Source organism: Pseudomonas sp. Irchel s3f10, from assembly GCF_900187515.1.
Taxonomy (GTDB): Bacteria; Pseudomonadota; Gammaproteobacteria; order Pseudomonadales; family Pseudomonadaceae; genus Aquipseudomonas; species Aquipseudomonas tensinigenes.
Map to the genome: position 1 here is coordinate 1 of NZ_FYDZ01000013.1, position 19553 is coordinate 19553.

Annotated in this window: 13 protein-coding genes and 1 pseudogene; 9 read left to right on the forward strand and 5 right to left on the reverse strand. The window is 59.5% G+C overall.

Features of this window, described 5'->3' with window-relative positions; all coding sequences use genetic code 11:
* From CKW17_RS30620 to CKW17_RS22915, 4 genes and pseudogenes are all read left to right on the forward strand, one after another.
* Positions 1 to 119: pseudogene (locus CKW17_RS30620) on the forward strand (maturase); the annotation flags it as partial.
* A gap of 677 nt (positions 120 to 796) precedes the next feature.
* Complete coding sequence (locus CKW17_RS22905) at positions 797 to 4072, forward strand: DUF2126 domain-containing protein (RefSeq protein WP_095121832.1); 3276 nt, start codon at positions 797 to 799, stop codon at positions 4070 to 4072.
* Between the two features lie 88 nt (positions 4073 to 4160).
* A complete protein-coding gene (locus tag CKW17_RS22910) occupies positions 4161 to 6647 on the forward strand; it encodes a circularly permuted type 2 ATP-grasp protein (RefSeq protein WP_095121834.1) in 2487 nt (828 codons plus the stop codon).
* Complete coding sequence (locus tag CKW17_RS22915; RefSeq protein WP_095121837.1) at positions 6647 to 7537, forward strand: transglutaminase family protein; 891 nt, start codon at positions 6647 to 6649, stop codon at positions 7535 to 7537. Before CKW17_RS22910 ends, CKW17_RS22915 begins: the two co-directional genes overlap by 1 nt.
* Positions 7538 to 7742: 205 nt before the next feature.
* On the opposite strand, the gene CKW17_RS22920 is transcribed toward CKW17_RS22915, so the two are convergent.
* Both CKW17_RS22920 and CKW17_RS22925 read right to left on the reverse strand, forming a co-directional pair.
* Complete coding sequence (locus CKW17_RS22920; RefSeq protein WP_095121840.1) at positions 7743 to 7931, reverse strand: hypothetical protein; 189 nt, start codon at positions 7929 to 7931, stop codon at positions 7743 to 7745.
* 67 nt (positions 7932 to 7998) lie between these two features.
* Positions 7999 to 8586: a TIGR00730 family Rossman fold protein gene (locus CKW17_RS22925; RefSeq protein ID WP_095121842.1), complete on the reverse strand. Its 588-nt coding sequence runs from the start codon at positions 8584 to 8586 to the stop codon at positions 7999 to 8001.
* A 338-nt stretch (positions 8587 to 8924) separates the two neighbouring features.
* On the opposite strand from CKW17_RS22925, the gene azu reads away from it, so the two are divergent.
* Positions 8925 to 9371, forward strand: a complete 447-nt coding sequence (gene azu / locus CKW17_RS22930; protein WP_095121844.1) for an azurin — start codon at positions 8925 to 8927, stop codon at positions 9369 to 9371.
* 194 nt (positions 9372 to 9565) lie between these two features.
* A complete protein-coding gene (locus CKW17_RS22935) occupies positions 9566 to 11599 on the forward strand; it encodes a hypothetical protein (protein WP_095121846.1) in 2034 nt (677 codons plus the stop codon).
* Between the two features lie 111 nt (positions 11600 to 11710).
* Here the strand turns inward: CKW17_RS22935 and nadE are convergent, their stop codons facing one another.
* The 3 genes from nadE to CKW17_RS22950 all read right to left on the reverse strand — a co-directional run bounded on the left by nadE (position 11711) and on the right by CKW17_RS22950 (position 14882).
* Entirely contained in the window at positions 11711 to 12538 is an 828-nt protein-coding gene (gene nadE, locus CKW17_RS22940; protein WP_095121848.1) for an ammonia-dependent NAD(+) synthetase, read from the reverse strand.
* 4 nt (positions 12539 to 12542) lie between these two features.
* Entirely contained in the window at positions 12543 to 13766 is a 1224-nt protein-coding gene (gene pncB, locus CKW17_RS22945) for a nicotinate phosphoribosyltransferase (RefSeq protein ID WP_095121850.1), read from the reverse strand.
* 213 nt (positions 13767 to 13979) lie between these two features.
* Positions 13980 to 14882 carry a LysR family transcriptional regulator gene (locus CKW17_RS22950; protein ID WP_095121852.1) on the reverse strand — a complete coding sequence of 301 codons (903 nt, stop codon included), beginning with the start codon at positions 14880 to 14882 and terminating at the stop codon, positions 13980 to 13982.
* A 163-nt stretch (positions 14883 to 15045) separates the two neighbouring features.
* Between CKW17_RS22950 and CKW17_RS22955 the strand changes: the two genes are divergently transcribed.
* From CKW17_RS22955 to CKW17_RS22965, 3 genes are all read left to right on the forward strand, one after another.
* A complete protein-coding gene (locus CKW17_RS22955) occupies positions 15046 to 16536 on the forward strand; it encodes an aldehyde dehydrogenase family protein (RefSeq protein WP_095121854.1) in 1491 nt (496 codons plus the stop codon).
* A gap of 90 nt (positions 16537 to 16626) precedes the next feature.
* A complete protein-coding gene (locus CKW17_RS22960) occupies positions 16627 to 17910 on the forward strand; it encodes an FAD-binding oxidoreductase (protein ID WP_095121856.1) in 1284 nt (427 codons plus the stop codon).
* Between the two features lie 368 nt (positions 17911 to 18278).
* Positions 18279 to 19412 (forward strand): ABC transporter substrate-binding protein, encoded by a 1134-nt coding sequence (locus CKW17_RS22965; protein ID WP_038360427.1) that lies wholly within the window; start codon positions 18279 to 18281, stop codon positions 19410 to 19412.
* The last annotated feature ends 141 nt before the right edge of the window (positions 19413 to 19553 follow it).

The following is a 19553-nucleotide window of genomic DNA, read 5'->3' on the forward strand; positions in this document are numbered from 1 at the left end:
GTCCTTGGTGGAATTCGGGAGCGCCACATATGAACCAGGCGCTACCAAAGAAACTCTGGGATGGACTCGGATTGGTCTCGATACTGGATACGATAAACCGACTTAATCGCACAATCTGAACCGCCGTGTACGGAGCCGTACGTACGGTGGTGTGAGAGGACGGCGATCGCGAGACCGCCTCCTACTCGATTCTGCCGTTGGATTTATGCAGGCCGCAAGATCCATCCCCCTCACCCCAGCCCTCTCCCCCATGGGGGGCGAGGGGGAAGGGAGCAGATCTCTGTGCCTTTCAAACCTGAGTTCGACTCAAGTCTTTCAAGTCGGCGTATCTCGAACATCCAACGCGGTCAGTCCCCTCTCCCTCTGGGAGAGGGTTAGGGTGAGGGGCTCTTCGCAACAGATCTCCTTGCTTTTCAAAATCCGGGTTCGACTCAAGTCTTTCAAGTCGGCGTATCTCTAACATTCACCTCGGTCAGTCCCCTCTCCCTCCGGGAGAGGGTTAGGGTGAGGGGCTCTTCGCAACAGATCTCCTTGCTTTTCAAAATCCGGGTTCGACTCAAGACTTTCAAGTCGGCGTATCTCCAACGGCCACCCCGATCAGTCCCCTCTCCCTCTGGGAGAGGGCTAGGGTGAGGGGCTCTTCGCAACATTTACGTGCAATCAGCCCAAACCATTTCCCCGCATCGCCCGATTTTGGTGCTGTACTGCCCTAAGCATTCCGGGAAAGCGCCCAAGCCTGTGCATGGCATAAGTCTTGCGCGCTTTCGAATACGCTTAGGCTCGCAGGAGGCACGCCGTGTCGATTCATGTCGCATTGCATCACGTCACGCATTACCGCTACGACCGCGCTGTCGAACTCGGCCCGCAGATCGTGCGCCTGCGCCCGGCTGCCCACAGCCGCACGCGGATTTTGTCGTATGCACTGAAAGTCTCGCCCGAGCAGCATTTCATCAATTGGCAGCAAGACCCGCAGGGCAATTACCTCGCCCGATTGGTGTTCCCCGAGAAAACCAATGAACTGCGCATCGAAGTTGATCTGCTCGCCGAAATGGCCGTGTTCAATCCATTCGATTTCTTCCTCGAACCCTACGCCGAAAAAATCCCTTTCGCCTACGCTGCCGATGAGCGCAAGGAGCTGGCGCCGTACCTCGAAACCCTGCCGCTGACGCCGAAATTCAAAGCCTATCTGGACGCCATCGACCGCACGCCGCTGCCGGCGGTGGACTTCCTTGTGGCGCTCAACCAGCGCTTGAGCGAAGACATCGGCTACCTGATTCGCATGGAGCCGGGCGTGCAGACCCCGGAACACACCCTCGAACACGCCTCCGGTTCCTGCCGCGACTCGGCGTGGCTGCTGGTGCAGTTGCTACGCAACCTCGGGTTGGCGGCGCGATTTGTCTCCGGTTATCTGATTCAACTGACCGCCGACGTGAAAAGTCTCGACGGCCCATCCGGCACTGAAGTGGATTTCACCGACCTGCACGCCTGGTGCGAGGTGTATTTGCCGGGCGCGGGCTGGATCGGCCTCGATGCGACTTCCGGGCTGTTCGCCGGCGAAGGGCATATCCCGTTGGCCTGCAGTCCCGATCCGTCCTCGGCGGCACCGATCAGTGGCCTGGTCGAGCCGTGCGAATGTGTGTTCAGCCACGAAATGTCGGTGGAGCGGATCTGGGAGGCGCCGCGCGTCACCAAGCCCTACACCGATGAACAGTGGCTGGCGATTCAGGCGCTGGGGCGGCAGATCGATGCTGACCTGCTGGCGGATGATGTGCGCCTGACCATGGGCGGCGAGCCGACCTTCGTGTCCATCGATGACCCGGATGGCGCCGAGTGGAACACCGCCGCATTGGGCGCGGACAAGCGCCGGCTCTCCGCCGAACTGTTCCAGCGCATGCGCAAGCATTACGCGCCGAAAGGCCTGGTGCATTTCGGCCAGGGCAAGTGGTATCCCGGCGAGCAACTGCCGCGTTGGTCGCTCAATTGCTACTGGCGCCGTGATGGTGTGCCGATCTGGCACAACGACGCTTTGATCGCTGATGAGCAACAGGATTACGGTGCCAATGGCGAACTCGCAGGGCGTTTTCTGGCCAGTGTGGCTGAACGCCTGAAATTGCCTACGCGCTTTGTGTTCCCGGCCTACGAGGACAATTTCTATTACCTCTGGCGCGAAGGCACGTTGCCGAGCAACGTCAGCGCCGAAGATGCGCGTCTTGAAGAGCCGCTGGAGCGCGCACGCCTGCGCAAAGTCTTCAGTCAGGGCCTGAACAAGGTGATCGGCCAAGTGCTGCCGCTGGCGCGTACCGCCAAGGGCGACCAATGGCAGAGCGGGCGCTGGTATCTACGTGATGAGCACTGCCGTTTGGTGCCGGGAGATTCGCCGCTGGGCTATCGCTTGCCGCTGGGTTCGCAGCCTTGGGTGAAAGCCGCCGAGTATCCGTTTATTCATCCACAGGACCCGAATCAGGATTTTCCCGAGTTGCCGGATGCCGCGCAGCTCAACCGTCACAGCGAACCCGCGACGGTTGACGAACGCGTGCCGAAGATCGACGAATCTGCTGACTGGCTGACCCGCACCGCATTCTGCGCCGAGGCGCGGGAGGGGCGGTTGTACCTGTTCATGCCGCCGCTGGAGCGGGTTGAGGATTATCTGGAATTGGTGGCCGCCATCGAAGCGACCGCCGAAGAATTGCATTGCCCGGTGCTGCTGGAAGGCTACGAGCCACCGAGCGATCCGCGTCTGAGCAATTTCCGCATTACCCCCGATCCCGGTGTGATCGAGGTCAACGTGCAACCCTCGGCCACGTGGGACGAATTGGTCGAGCGCACCGAGTTTCTGTATGAAGAGGCGCGTCAGACCCGCCTGACCACCGAAAAATTCATGATCGACGGCCGTCACACTGGCACCGGCGGCGGCAACCATTTCGTTCTCGGTGGGGCGACGCCGGCGGATTCACCGTTTCTGCGCCGCCCCGATCTGCTACGCAGCCTGATCAGTTACTGGCATAACCATCCGTCATTGTCGTATCTGTTCTCTGGACTGTTCATCGGCCCGACGTCTCAGGCGCCGCGTGTCGATGAGGCGCGCAATGATGCTTTGTATGAACTGGAAATCGCTTTCGCGCAGATGCCCGAACCGGGCGAGGAATGCGCCCCGTGGCTGGTCGATCGACTGCTGCGCAATTTGCTGATCGACGTCACCGGCAACACCCACCGCGCCGAATTCTGCATCGACAAACTGTATTCGCCTGATGGCGCCACCGGGCGTCTTGGCTTGCTGGAACTGCGCGCCTTTGAAATGCCGCCCCACGCGCGCATGAGTCTGGCGCAACAGTTGTTGCTGCGGGCACTGGTCGCACGGTTCTGGCGCGAACCTTATGCGCCGCCGAAACTGGCGCGCTGGGGCACCGAACTGCACGATCGTTTCCTGCTGCCGCACTTTATCGAGCAGGATTTTGCCGACGTTATTGTCGAACTGAACAACGCCGGTTATCCGCTGCGCGCGGAATGGTTTGCGGCGCATCTGGAATTTCGTTTTCCCAAGGTCGGCGATTACGCCGTCAACGGCATCGAACTGGAACTGCGGCAGGCGCTGGAACCGTGGCATGTTCTGGGCGAGGAGGGCGCGGCAGGCGGCACGGTGCGTTACGTCGACTCATCGCTGGAGCGCCTGCAGGTCAAGCTCAAAGGCTTGCCGCCGCAGCGTTATCTGCTGACGTGTAACGGCATCGCGGTGCCGTTGCACCCGACCGGACGCGTGGGCGAGTTCGTCGCGGGTGTACGTTACCGAGCGTGGCAACCGGCCAACTGTTTGCAACCGACAATACCCGTGCACGCACCGCTGGTGTTCGACCTCCTCGACACCTGGATGGGGCGTTCCCTGGGCGGTTGTCAGTACCACGTTGCCCATCCGGGCGGGCGCAATTACGAGACGTTGCCGGTCAACGCCAACGAAGCGGAGAGCCGGCGGATGGCGCGATTCTTCCGCGTCGGACACACGCCGGGGAAACTTCCTATACCGAACGTAGAAATCAGTGACGAGCTACCGATGACAATCGATTTACGACGTTTCTAAGGCCTACGCGACACGCGGATTTTTCGTATATCCGCGCGTCATGTGCCTGCGTTAGTCTGACCGTTCCTTGCTGTCTGCCGAGCTTTCCATGCCTGACCTGCTAGACCGCTACCCGCTTACGGCGGGCACTTATCACGAACTGCTCGACGGCAGTGGCGCGGTGCGCCCGCACTGGCGGCGGCTGTTCGATCAGTTGCAACGCAGCACCCCGGCGCAACTGATACAGCGGCAGGCATTGCTGGCGCGGCAGATTCAGGAAAACGGTGTCACGTATAACGTCTATGCCGATCCCAAAGGCGCGGATCGGCCGTGGGAGCTGGATCTGCTGCCGCATGTGATTGCTGCGGATGAATGGCAGCAACTGTCGGCAGGCATCGCCCAGCGTGCGCGACTGCTCAATGCTGTGCTGGCTGATTTGTATGGGCCGCAACGGCTGATCAGCGAAGGCCTGTTGCCGGCAGAGCTGGTTTTCGGCCACAACAATTTTCTCTGGCCGTGTCAGCATGTCGCGCCGCCGGAAGCGTCGTTTCTGCACCTGTATGCCGTCGATCTGGCGCGCACGCCGGACGGGCGTTGGTGGGTGACCGCCGATCGCACCCAAGCCCCGTCGGGCGCCGGTTATGCCCTGGAAAACCGCACCATCGTGTCGCGCGCCTTTCCCGAGTTGTATCGGGATCTGAAGGTGCAGCATCTGGCCGGGTTCTTCCGTACGTTGCAGGAGACCCTCGCGCGACAGGCGCCGTGTGACGATGACGCGCCGCTGGTGGTGCTGCTCACACCGGGGCGCTTCAATGAAAGTTATTTTGAACATCTGTATCTGGCTCGCCAGCTCGGTTATCCGCTGGTCGAGGGCGGTGATCTGACGGTGCGCGATGCCACGGTCTACCTGAAAACCCTCAGTGGCCTGCGTCGGGTGCACGCAGTCATGCGCAGGCTCGATGATGATTTCTGCGATCCGCTGGAGTTGCGCACGGACTCGGCACTCGGCGTTCCCGGGTTGCTTGAGGCGGTGCGCCAAGGTCGAGTCCTGGTCGCCAATGCGCTGGGTAGCGGCGTGCTGGAGTCGCCGGGGTTGCTGGGCTTCCTGCCGAAGATCAACCAATACCTGTTTGGTGAAGAGCTGATTTTGCCCTCGATCGCGACGTGGTGGTGTGGTGAGGCGCCAGTGTTGGCCCAAGCCCTGGAAAAACTGCCCGAACTGCTGATCAAACCGGCGTTTCCGTCGCAGAGCTTCGCGCCGGTATTTGGCCGTGATCTGAGTGAAAAACAGCGTCAGGCGCTTGCCGAACGCATGCAGGCGCGTCCTTATGCCTATGTCGCGCAAGAATTGGCTCAGCTGTCCCAGGCGCCGATCTGGCAGGCGGAAAACGCTCAACTGCAACCACGGGCGATCGGTATGCGCATGTACGCCGTGGCCGGTGCTGACGATTATCGCGTGCTTCCGGGTGGTCTGACCCGGGTGGCGGCCGAGGCCGATGCCGAAGTGGTGTCGATGCAGCGTGGTGGGGCGAGCAAAGACACTTGGGTATTGGGTGATCGCCCTCCCAGCGGTGAGCAATGGAAGAGTCAGCGCAACGTTGGGGTCCATGATCTGGTGCGGCGCGATCCGTACCTGCCGTCACGGGTGGTGGAAAACCTGTTCTGGTTCGGCCGTTACTGCGAGCGCTGTGATGACAGTGCGCGGTTGCTGCGCATCATGCTCGCGCGTTACGTCGACGGCGACGACCCGCAAGCGTTGCAGGCCGCTGTCGACCTCGGCGAGCGACTGACGCTGCTGCCGGACGAGGGTGAACTGCCGGAGCGTCTGCTGGCGGCACTGCTGGGTGAGGACTGGTCGTTCAGTCTGCGTTCCAACCTGCAGCGTTTGCAGTGGGCGGCCTCACAAGTGCGTGGCAAACTTTCTCGGGAAAACTGGCAGGCGCTGGTGGAGCTGCAACGCGAAGCGACGGAGCTGGACACCGATGAGCCGGATTTCGGCGAGTTGCTGGATTTTCTCAACCGGCTGGTGATGTCGCTGGCGGCGCTGTCCGGGTTTGCCCTGGACGACATGACCCGCGACGAAGGCTGGCGCTTTCTGATGATCGGCCGGCGTATCGAGCGTCTGCAATTTCTCAGCAGCAGTCTGGCGGCGTTTCTGCGTGGCGCTGGGGCGTTCGATCAGGCGGGCCTGGAGTGGTTGCTGGAACTGGGCAACAGCAGCATCACCTATCGCTCACGTTATCTGGCGGTGGCGCAATTGATTCCGGTGCTCGACCTGTTGCTGCTCGATGAGCAGAACCCGCACGCGGTGTTGTTCCAGTTGAAACTGGTGACCCGCACCTTGAAACGTTTGAACGACGATTTCGCTGCGCCAAGCGAGGCCGGACTGCCGCAATTGGTCGAGCGTCTGGCGCGCTTCGATCTGGGATGTCTGGAGAATCCATTATTCGGTGAGTCCAGTGTACGAGCCGCTCTGAATGGTCTGGCGGATCTGCTGCAAGAGATTGCCGAGGCCAGCGGGCAGGTGTCGGATCGTCTGGCCCTGCGCCATTTCGCCCATGTCGATGACGTCAGCCAGCGCACGGTGTCCGTCTGATGAATGCTCGCTACCAGATCCTCCACGACACCTGTTACCACTACGACAGCCCGGTGTCCCTGGCGCAGCAACTGGCGCACTTGTGGCCGCGTGAATGCGCCTGGCAGCGCTGCACTGAACAGCAGCTGCTGATCAGCCCGGACCCGACAGCACGCCGCGATGAGCTCGACGTGTTTGGCAATCCGCTGACCCGGCTGGCCTTCGAGCGTCCTCACGATGAATTGCAGGTCAATGCCCGGCTCACCGTTGAGGTGCTGGCGCGGCCGGCTCTGGATTTCAATCAGTCGCCGGCCTGGGAATTGACCCGCGATGCACTCACCTACAGCAGCCAGCCGTTGTCCGCTGAGTTGCTCGAAGCCTGTCGCTACCGGTTCCAGTCACCGTACGTGCATTTGAAAAGCCGCTTCGTCGAGTTCTCTCAGAGTTGTTTTGCGCCGGGCAGGCCGTTGCTGTTGGGCGTGCGGGACTTGATGCAGAAGATCTTCAGCGAATTCACTTTTGATGCCGAGGCGACTCAGGTGGCGACCCCGCTGGTGGAAGTGCTGGAGCGGCGGCGCGGGGTCTGTCAGGACTTCGCGCACTTGATGCTGGCGTGCGTGCGCTCGCGAGGGCTGGCAGCGCGCTACATCAGTGGTTATTTGCTGACGCAGCCACCACCGGGGCAGCCGCGCTTGATCGGCGCCGATGCTTCGCATGCCTGGGTGTCGGTGTTTTGTCCGGTACTGGGCTGGGTGGATTTTGATCCGACCAATAATGTGCAGCCAGCGCTCGAGCACATCACGTTGGCGTGGGGGCGGGATTTTTCCGATGTGTCGCCGTTGCGCGGGGTGATCCTCGGTGGCGGCAATCACGACCCGGAAGTGCGCGTCACCGTAATGCCTCTGGATTAACGCCGATCAAACTGTAGGAGTGAGCCTGCTCGCGATAGCGGTGTGTCAGCAGCAAATATTTCAACTGACACACCGCTATCGCGAGCAGGCTCACTCCTACAGGGGGAATTGGATATTTCGGGGAGGGCTGTGAGGGCCAGCAGTGAAACCGCCAGCCCCGTCACAAATCCGCAGGGTCTGATTCGATCATCAAACCCGGTGGGGTTCAGGCGTCGGGCGCCTGATCTTTCGGTGTTTCGGTTGCATCAACATCATCTTCCGTTGCCACTTCACCCTCAGGGTTCAGTGCTGCTTCTTCAGCGGTTTGTTTCTTGCGCTGAAGCTTTTCCTCTTTCTTCTGTTCCTTTGCCAGGTCTCGTTGACGTTTGGCGAAGGAGTAATTGGGTTTGGCCATGGGCGTTCCTCTTGGTCGAAGGTGAGGTTGAGCGGCGCGTATTCTGCCCTGTATCGGTGTCCGGGGGTTAACCGGGTTTTTGCTCGACCCATTTTGGCGTGACGGTCGGCTTCCAGCTATCCAGAGCATCGAGCAGTGCTTGCGGCGATTCGCTCACTTGCAGCATGTCACGGTGTGGCGCGCGAACGAAGCCTTCGCCGACGATATGGTCGAGAAATGCAGTGAGCTTGCTGTAGAAACCGTTCACTTCCAGCAGGCCCAGCGGCTTGCCGTGGTAGCCGAGCTGGCCCCAGGTCCAGACTTCGAACAGCTCTTCCAGCGTACCCAGACCACCGGGCAGAGCAATGAACGCGTCGCTTAGCTCAGCCATCCGCGCCTTGCGCGCATGCATGCCGCCGACCACTTCCAGACGGGTCAGGCTTTTGTGGCCGATTTCCTTGTCCATCAGGCTTTGCGGGATGATCCCGATCACTTCGCCGCCGGCCGCCAGTGCCGCATCGGCAACGATGCCCATCAAACCCACGGCGCCGCCGCCATAGACCAGAGTCAGCTTACGTTCGGCCAACGCCTGGCCAAGAGCAACTGCGGCTGCGGTGTAAGCCGGAACAGTGCCGGCGTTGGCACCGCAAAATACACAAACGGATTTCAGAGACATGCCTTCCTCCTGGGTCAATCCGACACAGGGTAATGGCTGGCACGCCTTGATCCAAGGGCTAAACTTCGCGTTCCGGCGATTCAAAGGTGCCGCTGGCACCACAGGCGTAGGCGGCGAGCAAACTGCACAACAGACCGTTAAAGAACATGACAGACACTCCGTCTCAGTAGATGCGCCGATCATAGGGCCGACCGGGGAATCTGGCCGTTAGATTGTCTCGATGAGTGTCATAGCCTGAAAGTTGTATACAATTTTTGACTCAAGTCATAGGAACTTGCGAAGATTTCAGGCAGTCTTTCCACCATTCGTGTTTGTTAACCCTGCCTTGGAGATTCACCATGTTTTCCAAAGTTGTTGCGGTATCCCTGCTGGCGCTGGCCAGCAGCCAATTGATGGCTGCCGAGTGCAAAACCACCGTTGACTCCACCGATCAGATGTCCTTCAACACCAAGGAAATCGTGATCGACAAGAGCTGCAAGACCTTCACCGTCGAGCTGACCCACTCCGGCAACCTGCCGAAGAACGTCATGGGCCATAACCTGGTGATCAGCAAAGAAGCTGACATGCAGCCAATCGCCACCGCTGGCCTGGCCGCCGGTATCGACAAGAACTACCTGCCGGAAGGTGATGCGCGCGTTATCGCTCACACCAAGATCATCGGTGCCAAGGAAACCGACTCGGTGACTTTCGATGTGTCGAAGCTGGATGCCGCTGAAAAATACGGCTTCTTCTGCTCGTTCCCGGGCCACATCTCGATGATGAAAGGCACAATCGTCCTGAAGTAACACTGGGTTCAGGTGTCTCAAGAAACGCCGCTGCGCGATGATCGCCAGCGGCGTTTTTGCGTCTGGCATGGATTTTATTTGAGCTACCTTTCATCCGAAAAGCGCTGTCACCTGTAATTTCTGACAGTAGACCGCTCCTCGAAGTCGGGATTACATGGGTCTTCATTCCAGACGATTGCAAAGAGGATTCACCCATGGACGACAAGCGCAAGAACTCAACCTTGGCCGACCTGAAAATCACTAAAGTGTTTTCAGGTGGGGAGGAGATTGCCAGCGGCGGAAGGACTTTCTCCTCAAGGGCCAACTTCACCGTTACCGGGCCTGCGGACTCTCGTCTTGAGCTCCTTATCGATGATGGGTCGAAATACTATGGCCAGACAAACCTGGCAGGCGACGGATTTTTCCTGATAGATAATCTGCCTGAAGGAAAACATGAATATGTGCTGTCCCATGGGGAGGACGAAACCGATCCATTTGTAATGATCTCCGTAGTAACAAAGCCCTTTATTGAAATGCTGGAAGACTCCAGCGGCGCAGAGGTAGAAAACGGAGGCCAGACTGAAGACACGGATCTGAAGATCAAGGGTTTGGCGAAGACAGGCCAGATAAGGATCTTCAACGGTGCTGCCACTGCGCCGATTGCGACGTTTACGGTGAAACCAGACCGCAGCTGGGATGGCAGTCTCACGCTTGTAACGGGGCAGGTCTATGCGCTGAAAGCCAAGGCGGATGATAGAACCGAATCCGACATCTATACCGTTACCATCGGGGAAGTGTCCGAAGGCGAGGTAAAGATTACTTCGCTGAAGGATTCGGAAGAGGGCGAGATCGAAGACGGTGGGACTACCGCAGACACCACACTGACGATCACCGGCTCGGCGAAGGACGGCGAGGTCAAATTGCTGGATGGAGATAACCCGACTCCGATTAAAACGTTTACGGCAGCGGATGGCACTTGGGGTGGCGAAATCGAGCTCACGGCGGGTAAAACCTATGCGCTGAAAGCCGAGGACGTAGACGGCGAAAAATCCGAGACCCGCACCGTGACTGTCAGCGAGGCGTCCGAAGGTGAGGTAAAGATTACTTCGCTGAAGGATTCGGAAGAGGGCGAGATCGAAGACGGTGGGACTACCGCAGACACCACACTGACGATCACCGGCTCGGCGAAGGACGGCGAGGTCAAATTGCTGGATGGAGATAATTCGACGCCGATTAAAACGTTTACGGCAGCGGATGGCACTTGGGGTGGCGAAATCGAGCTCACGGCGGGTAAAACCTATGCGCTGAAAGCCGAGGACGTAGACGGCGAAAAATCCGAGACCCACACCGTGACTGTCAGCGAGGCGTCCGAAGGTGAGGTAAAGATTACTTCGCTGAAGGATTCGGAAGAGGGCGAGATCGAAGACGGTGGGACTACCGCAGACACCACACTGACGATCGCCGGCTCGGCGAAGGACGGCGAGGTCAAATTGCTGGATGGAGATAACCCGACTCCGATTAAAACGTTTACGGCAGCGGATGGCACTTGGGGTGGCGAAATCGAGCTCACGGCGGGTAAAACCTATGCGCTGAAAGCCGAGGACGTAGACGGCGAAAAATCCGAGACCCGCACCGTGACTGTCAGCGAGGCGTCCGAAGGCGAGGTGAAGATTACTGGTCTGACTGGCATTTCTGGAGAAGTGCGCAACGAAACGGCTACGCCGGACACTAAATTAACGATTGCCGGGACCGCCAGCTCAAGTACGGTAGAGGTGTTTGCTAAAGATAATTCAGAGCCGATCGAGACCTTTGACGTGACCGATGGCGAATGGAGCGGCGAGTTGGATTTTCCCACCGACACAAGATATTCGCTGACTGCCAAGGCTCCACAGGGCGACCCGACGGCCGCCATAGACTTCTATGTCGGGTCACCGAAACAACCTGCTATCGGCCGGATTGCAGAAGTCGGCGAAGGCGGCAAGGATCTGCAAGATGGCGACGATACTGAGTTTACGACGCTTGCGTTCAGTGGCCAGGCAGCAGGACACTTCCGATTAATACTTCGCAATGGTGAACAGGATTTGGCCCCGACTTCAGTGGCCTTCGATAATGCCTGGCAAGAGACACTCCCGGACTTGAAGCCCGGAACATACGTATTCAACGCAATAACGCCGTCGGATAGCCAATCTGAATCAATCACTATCACGATCGTGGACCCTGAAGCCCCTGAACAACGCCTGAAGCAATGACTGCAAGTCTCCACGTAGCGGCGCCGAAGCTGTCCGCAGGCTGCGATTTTTTGATTTTCGTACTCGAAATCGGGATCGCCGCCTGCGACAATTTTTGCCTCTCGTAGCAGCTCAAGGCGCGAACGGCATGACCCGCTTGTGATGCGTCTTGTTGTACGTATCGACAATGATCTTGAACGCGTCTTCCCGCACGGGCTCGCCATGCAGGAAGGCGTCGATTTCGGCATAGGTCACGCCATGCGAAGCCTCGTCCGGTTTGCCCGGCGACAGATCTTCCAGGTCTGCCGTCGGCACTTTCTCGACCAGCGACTCCGGCGCGCCAAAGCTGCGCGCAATCGCCCGAACCTGATTTTTTACCAGACCACTGAGCGGTGCCAGATCGCAAGCGCCGTCACCGAACTTGGTGAAGAAACCCATTACCGCTTCCGCCGCGTGATCGGTGCCGATCACCAGACCGTGCGCCGCGCCAGCGATGGTGTACTGCGCAACCATGCGCATCCGCGCCTTGGTGTTGCCCAGTACGAAGTCCACCGATACCGCATGCTTGCCTTCGAAGGCCGCGACTTCACTGGCCAGCGATTTCACCGCCGGGCCGATGTTGACTGTGTGACGCTCGTCCGGGGCGATGAAATCCACCGAGGCCTGGGCGTCGTGCTCGTCGAACTGGGTTTCGTACGGCAGGCGCACGGCGATGAATTTGTAACTGTTGTCGCCGGTCTGGTCGCGCAGCTCACGCATCGCACGCTGGGCCAAGAGGCCTGCGGTCAGCGAATCGACGCCGCCGCTGATGCCCAGTACCAGCGTCTTGAGCCCGGAATTGACCAGACAGTCCTGAATAAAGGCAATGCGCCTGGCGACTTCGGCCTGCAGGGCCTGGTAGTCGGCGAACGGCGGTTGCACCTTGAGCTGTTCAGCAATCTCACGCTGTACGGCTTGCATGAATTCACTCCTTGCTAGATAGACTGGAATCGGCAGGAACCTGGAACACGTGTCGCAAATAGGCGACAAAATTCGGGTCTTTGCAGTGGGACTTGCCTGGCTCGTCGGAGATCTTCGCCACCGGTTGGCCGTTGCAGGCGGTCATTTTAAGCACGATGCTCATCGGTTCGACACCTGCAATGTCACAGGTGAGGTTGGTGCCGATGCCAAAGCTGACGTTGATCCGACCGTGCAGCGCGCGGAAAATCTCCAGCGATTTGGGCAGGGTCAGGCTGTCGGAAAACACCAGGGTCTTGCTCATCGGGTCGATGCCGAGCCTGTGATAGTGGGCGATGCATTTTTCGCCCCACACCACAGGATCGCCGGAGTCGTGGCGCAGTCCGTCGAAAAGCTTGGCGAAAAACAGGTCGAAGTCGCCGAGGAACGCATCGGTGGTGATGCAATCGGTGAGCGCGATCCCCAGCAGGCCACGGTATTCGCGAACCCAGCAATCCAGCGCGGCGATCTGGCTGTCGATCAATCGCGGGCCGAGTTGCTGGTGGGCCATGATCCACTCGTGGGCCATGGTGCCCAGCGGTTTCATGTCCAGTTCACGCGACAGATGCACGTTGCTGGTGCCGACGAAGCGTCCGGGGAAGTCGTGCTTGAGCACATTCACCACTTCAGCCTGCACACCGTACGAAAAGCGCCGACGGGTGCCGAAATCGGCGACCTGCAGTTGCGACAATTCGTCGGCCGAGGCATTGGCGGTCAGCCAGTCGAACTTGCGATAGAGCTGTTCGCGCGCCTGTTCCAGTACTGTTTCGCGGTAGCGATAGCGGTTGCGCACTTCGCTGACGATCGCCAGCAACGGCACTTCGTAGAGAATCACATGCAGCCACGGCCCGCGCAGACGGATGAACAGCTCGCCGTTCTCGATGCCGGTGTGCACATAGCGCAGGTTGAAGCGGAACAGCCCGAGGAAACGCAGGAAGTCCGGTTTCAGGAAGCTGATGCGCTCAAGAAAACTCAGTTGGTCGGCGCTCAGGCTCAGTTCGGCCAGCCGCTCGATCTGAAAACGGATCTCGGCCAGATACGGGCGCAGATCCTCGCTATTACGGCAACGAAACTCCCATTCGACTTCGACGTTGGGGTAGTTGTGCAGCACCGCCTGCATCATCGTCAGTTTGTAGAAGTCGGTGTCGAGCAGGTTCTGCACGATGCGATCGGCAAACACGCTCTCGCTCATAACGGGGTCTCCAGGTGCGCCGCGCCTGTGCGCGGTCTCAATCAATGGCGCTAGTGGCGCATATCAGGGACGAAGATTGCCAGCAATTTTTTAGATCACCGCAGAACCCTTGTGGGAGCGAGCCTGCTCGCGAAGGCGTCATTTCAGTCGAAATGGGTAGTGAATGTGCCGGACTCTTCGCGAGCAGGCTCGCTCCCACATAATTCAATCGGTTCAGTCATTCGGGCTGTCGATCTGCTCCAGCATCCACTTCACAAAATCACGCACCTTCGGCACTTCCGCCGCGTGCTCCGGGTAGGCCAGGTAATAGGCGTCGCTGCTGGGCATCGCATGCTGCCAGGGAATAACCAGTTTGCCGTCGGCCAATTCCTCTTCCACCAGAAATCGCGGCAACAACGCCACGCCGCAACCAACCTGCGCGGCACGGATGCACATATAAAAGGTTTCGAAACGCGGCCCGTGGTAGCTGTGTTCGGTCTGATAACCCTGACTGTCGAACCAGTCGTGCCACGCCTGCGGGCGCGAGGCATTTTGCAGGAGTACCAGATCGGTAAGTTGCGTCGGATAAGTGAACGGCTTGTCCGGCAGGCTGCCCGGCGCGCAGACCGGAACAAGCTCTTCGCCGAACAACTTCAGGCATTCAGTGCCGGGCCGTGAGCCTTGGCCGAAGTAGAACGCCAGGTCGCTGCGCCCTTGCAGCAGGTCATCCGCTTCCTGCTCGTTACACAAATCCAGATGGATCGACGGATGGCGCAGACGCCAGCCTTTCAGGCGCGGCACCAGCCAGCGCGCGCCGAAGGTTGATGGCGTAGACACGCGCAGGACTTCAGTCTCACCGCCGTAGGAGCGCAGGTAATGCGTCGACATTTCCACTTGGGTGAGGATTTTTCTTACTTCAACCAAGTACAAATCCCCGGCCGGGGTCATCTGCAAGCGCCGCCGCACGCGGAGGAACAACAAGTGCTGCAACAACTCCTCAAGCTGCGCGACCTGTTTGCTCACCGCACTCTGGGTCAGGTTCAGTTCCTCGGCGGCGCGGGTGAAGCTCAAGTGCCGGGTCACGGCCTCAAAACACTGCAGGGCGGTGATCGAGGGCAAGTGGCGTTTGTTCAGCATGGCCGATCCTTTTCTTGTCTTTCTGTGCGCAGCATGAATAAACGGAATGATATCTCGCGTAAAGGTCGTTTGTTGCCTTGCCATTGTGACGCTACAACTAAAGGCCTGCCCGGTCGCGAAAAAGCGCCCGCACACATTCAGTTTTTTGCTTGAGGAGTGACCCATGGTTGCCGCATTGCTTGATCGTCTAGGTGTGAACCCGGCCCTTTATCAGAACGGCAAAGTGCCGGTGCATTCGCCGATCGACGGCAGCCGCATCGCCGCCGTCAACTGGGAAGGCCCGGCCGAAGTCGAGCAGCACATCAGTCGCGCAGATCATGCGTTCGAGCAATGGCGCAAGGTGCCGGCCCCGCGTCGCGGCGAACTGGTGCGTCAGTTCGGTGAAGTGCTGCGCGAATATAAGGCTGATCTTGGCGAGCTGGTTTCCTGGGAGGCCGGCAAGATCACTCAGGAAGGTCTGGGTGAAGTGCAGGAGATGATCGACATCTGCGATTTCGCCGTCGGCCTGTCCCGCCAGTTGTACGGTTTGACCATTGCCTCCGAGCGTCCGGGCCACCACATGCGTGAAACCTGGCATCCGCTGGGCGTGGTCGGGGTGATCAGCGCGTTCAACTTCCCGGTCGCAGTGTGGGCGTGGAACACCACGCTGGCGCTGGTCTGCGGCAACCCGGTGGTGTGGAAACCGTCGGAGAAAACTCCGCTCACCGCGTTGGCCTGTCAGGCGCTGTTCGATCGCGTGGTGAAGAACTTCACCGATGCGCCGGCGAACCTCTGCCAAGTGATCATCGGTGGTCGCGATGCCGGCGAAGCCTTGGTCGATGACCCGCGTGTAGCGCTGATCAGCGCCACTGGCAGCACACGCATGGGCCGCGAAGTGGCGCCGAAAGTCGCCGCACGTTTCGCCCGCAGCATTCTGGAACTGGGCGGTAACAACGCGATGATCCTCGGCCCGAGCGCCGATCTCGACATGGCCGTGCGTGCGATTCTGTTCAGCGCCGTTGGTACTGCCGGGCAGCGTTGCACCACCCTGCGCCGTCTGATCGCTCATGAGTCGGTCAAGGAAGAAATCGTTACTCGCCTCAAAGCTGCATACTCGAAAGTGCGCATCGGCAACCCGCTGGAAGGCAATCTGGTCGGTCCGCTGATCGACAAGCACAGCTTCGAAAACATGCAGGATGCGCTGGAACAGGCATTGAGCGAAGGCGGTCGGGTGTTTGGCGGCAAGCGTCAGCTCGAAGATCAATTCCCCAACGCCTACTACGTCTCGCCGGCCATCGTTGAAATGCCGGAACAAAGCGATGTGGTCTGCAGCGAAACCTTCGCGCCGATTCTGTACGTGGTCGGTTACAACGATTTCCAGGAAGCGCTGCGTCTGAACAATGCGGTGCCGCAAGGTTTGTCGTCGTGCATCTTCACCACTGACGTGCGTGAAGCCGAGCAGTTCATGTCGGCGGTGGGCAGTGATTGCGGCATTGCCAACGTCAACATCGGCCCGAGCGGTGCAGAAATTGGTGGCGCGTTTGGTGGCGAGAAGGAAACCGGTGGCGGTCGTGAGTCCGGCTCGGACGCTTGGCGCGCGTATATGCGCCGCCAGACCAACACCGTGAATTATTCGCTGGAGTTGCCGCTGGCGCAGGGCATCACATTCGATTAAGCAGCAGCGAGCTTCAAGCCCCAAGCTACAAGCAGATCGGCTTGCTGCTTGTAGCTCAAAGCTTGCAGCTGCTCCGTCAGGAGCTTGGCAATGCCGTTACGCGAAGAATGTCTGTGGGAAAAACTCACGCCACAAAGGCCGGATAACACCGCGCTCAAGGGCGAAGTCAAAGTCGATGTCTGCGTGATCGGCGCCGGGTTTACCGGGTTGTCGGCGGCGCTGCATCTGTTGGAAAAAGGCAAAAGCGTCTGCGTGCTGGAGGCTCATCGTGCGGGTCACGGTGGTTCCGGGCGTAACGTCGGACTGGTCAACGCCGGTATGTGGATCCCGCCGGACGAGATCGAAGCCGGTTTCGGCGAAGCGGTCGGCAGCCAGCTCAACCGCATGCTCGGGGCCGCGCCGGCACTGGTGTTCAGCCTTGTGGACAAGTACAACATCGATTGCCAGTTACGCCGCGAAGGCACGTTGCACATGGCGCACAACGCCAAGGGCGAGGCGGATTTGCGTAGCCGCGAGCAACAATGGAAACGTCGCGGCGCACCGGTTGAACTGCTGACCGGCAAGGCCTGCGAGCAAGCCACCGGCACGCAGAAGATCGCCGCGGCTTTGCTCGATCGTCGCGCCGGCACGCTCAACCCGATGGCGTATGTCACCGGGCTGGCCAACGCGGTGAAAGGTCTCGGTGGGCAAATGTTCGATCATTCGCCGGTCACTCGCCTTGAGCGTCAGGGGGCGAACTGGTCAGTGCAGACCGAACGCGGTTCAGTGCTGGCCGAGCAAGTGGTCATCGCCTCCAACGCCTACACCGAAGGCGACTGGACCGAACTCAAGCGCAACTTCTTCCCCGGTTATTACTACCAGGTCGCCTCGGTGCCGCTGAGCGAAGATGCCGCGCAGGAAATCCTCCCGGGCGGGCAGGGCTCGTGGGATACCCGCCAAGTCTTGAGCAGCATCCGCCGTGACAAAGAAGGGCGGTTATTGCTCGGCAGCCTCGGCAATGGCAACCAGAAACCGACCTGGTTTCTCAAGGCCTGGGCCGACCGCGTGCAGCAGCATTACTTCCCCAATCTGAAACCCGTCGAGTGGGAATGCACCTGGACCGGGCGCATCGCTTTCACGCCCGATCACCTCATGCGCCTGTTCGAACCTGCACCGGGATTGGTGGCCGTCACTGGTTACAACGGTCGTGGCGTGACCACTGGCACCGTGGTCGGCAAAGCCTTCGCCGACTATTTGTGTCACGGCAATCCGCAAGCCCTGCCGATTCCCTTCGCACCGATGCAGCCCCTGGCTGGCGTGGGCTTGCGCAGTTGCCTGTATGAGGCCGGGTTTTCGCTGTATCACGCGGGCCAGTGCCTGCGCATTGTGATTTGAGTGTTGAAATATGTTGCCGGAAGCGGCGCTTTTCGATGCAGCGACTAGCCTGTAATGGTGCGGGTTGTAGCAGTCCCGCACCAGCAGTGTGCAGTTCGGTGACGCGGGCTGTTACAGGCTGGTTGCACGTCGTTTGACGCCGCGGTTGCAATGATGGCGCGTGCGGGTTGCGCCTGAAAAAATAAATGGTTTCACCTTCCGCGGTTTAGACGGTTGCACGCCCAATGAAAATGGGAACGAAACAGTCGAAATAACAAGAAAGCAGCGACTTTTTGAAGAATAAAAAACCGATGGCACGGCCCTTGCTCAGAGCATTCAGTGAAGTGAAGTCGCAGTGCCAACTAAAAAAAACCTTGGAGCACCACCTCATGTCCCAGACGTTTTACAAGAAAGGCTTTCTGGCCCTCGCAGTGGCTACTGCGTTGGGTGTTTCTGCGTTTGCTCAAGCTGATGTGAAAATCGGTGTAGCGGGTCCAATGACTGGCGCCAACGCGGCATTTGGCGAGCAGTACATGAAGGGTGCACAGGCAGCGGCTGACGCGGTGAACGCGGCTGGCGGCGTCAACGGGGAGAAAATCGTTCTGGTCAAGGGCGATGACGCCTGCGAGCCGAAGCAGGCCGTGACGGTCGCCAAGGACCTCACCAACCAGAAAGTCGCCGGCGTGGTCGGTCACTTCTGCTCTTCTTCGACCATTCCAGCGTCGGAAATCTACGACGAAGCCGGGATCATCGCGATCACCCCGGGTTCGACCAACCCGCAAGTCACCGAGCGCGGCCTCAGTGCCATGTTCCGTATGTGCGGGCGTGACGACCAGCAAGGCATTGTGGCCGGCGACTACATCGTCGACGTGCTCAAGGGCAAGAAAGTCGTCGTGCTGCACGACAAAGATACCTACGGCCAAGGCCTGGCGGATGCCACCAAGGCGCAACTGGTCAAGCGCGGCGTGACGCCCGTGTTGTACGAAGGCCTGACCCGTGGCGAAAAAGACTTCAGCACCATCGTCACCAAGATCCGTGGCGCCGGCGCCGACGTCGTCTACTTCGGCGGTCTGCACCCGGAGGCCGGCCCGCTGGTTCGCCAACTGCGTGAACAAGGCCTGAAAGACGTCAAGTTCATGTCCGATGACGGCATCGTGACTGACGAACTGGTGACCACCGCCGGTGGTCCGCAATTCACCGATGGCGTGCTGATGACCTTCGGCGCCGACCCGCGTCTGTTGCCTGAGAGCAAGACCGTTGTGGACGCATTCCGCAAGGCCGGTACCGAGCCTGAGGGCTACACCCTGTACGCCTACGCTTCGGTGCAGACCCTGGCTGCCGCGTTCAATGGCGCGAAGTCCAACAAGGGTGAAGAGGCTGCGGCCTGGCTGAAGAAAAATCCGGTGAAAACCGTCATGGGCGAAAAAACCTGGGATTCCAAGGGCGACCTGAAAGTCTCCGACTACGTGGTTTACCAGTGGGACAAGGATGGCAAATATCACCAGCTGGAAAAACAGAAGTAAGGGCTGACGCGATCAACTGATCCCACGGTTCCTTTGTAGGAGTGAGCCTGCTCGCGATGACGGAGTTACAGGCAACACATGTGTTGAATGTTAATCCGCTATCGCGAGCAGGCTCATTCCTACAGGGGGCGGTGGTGACGG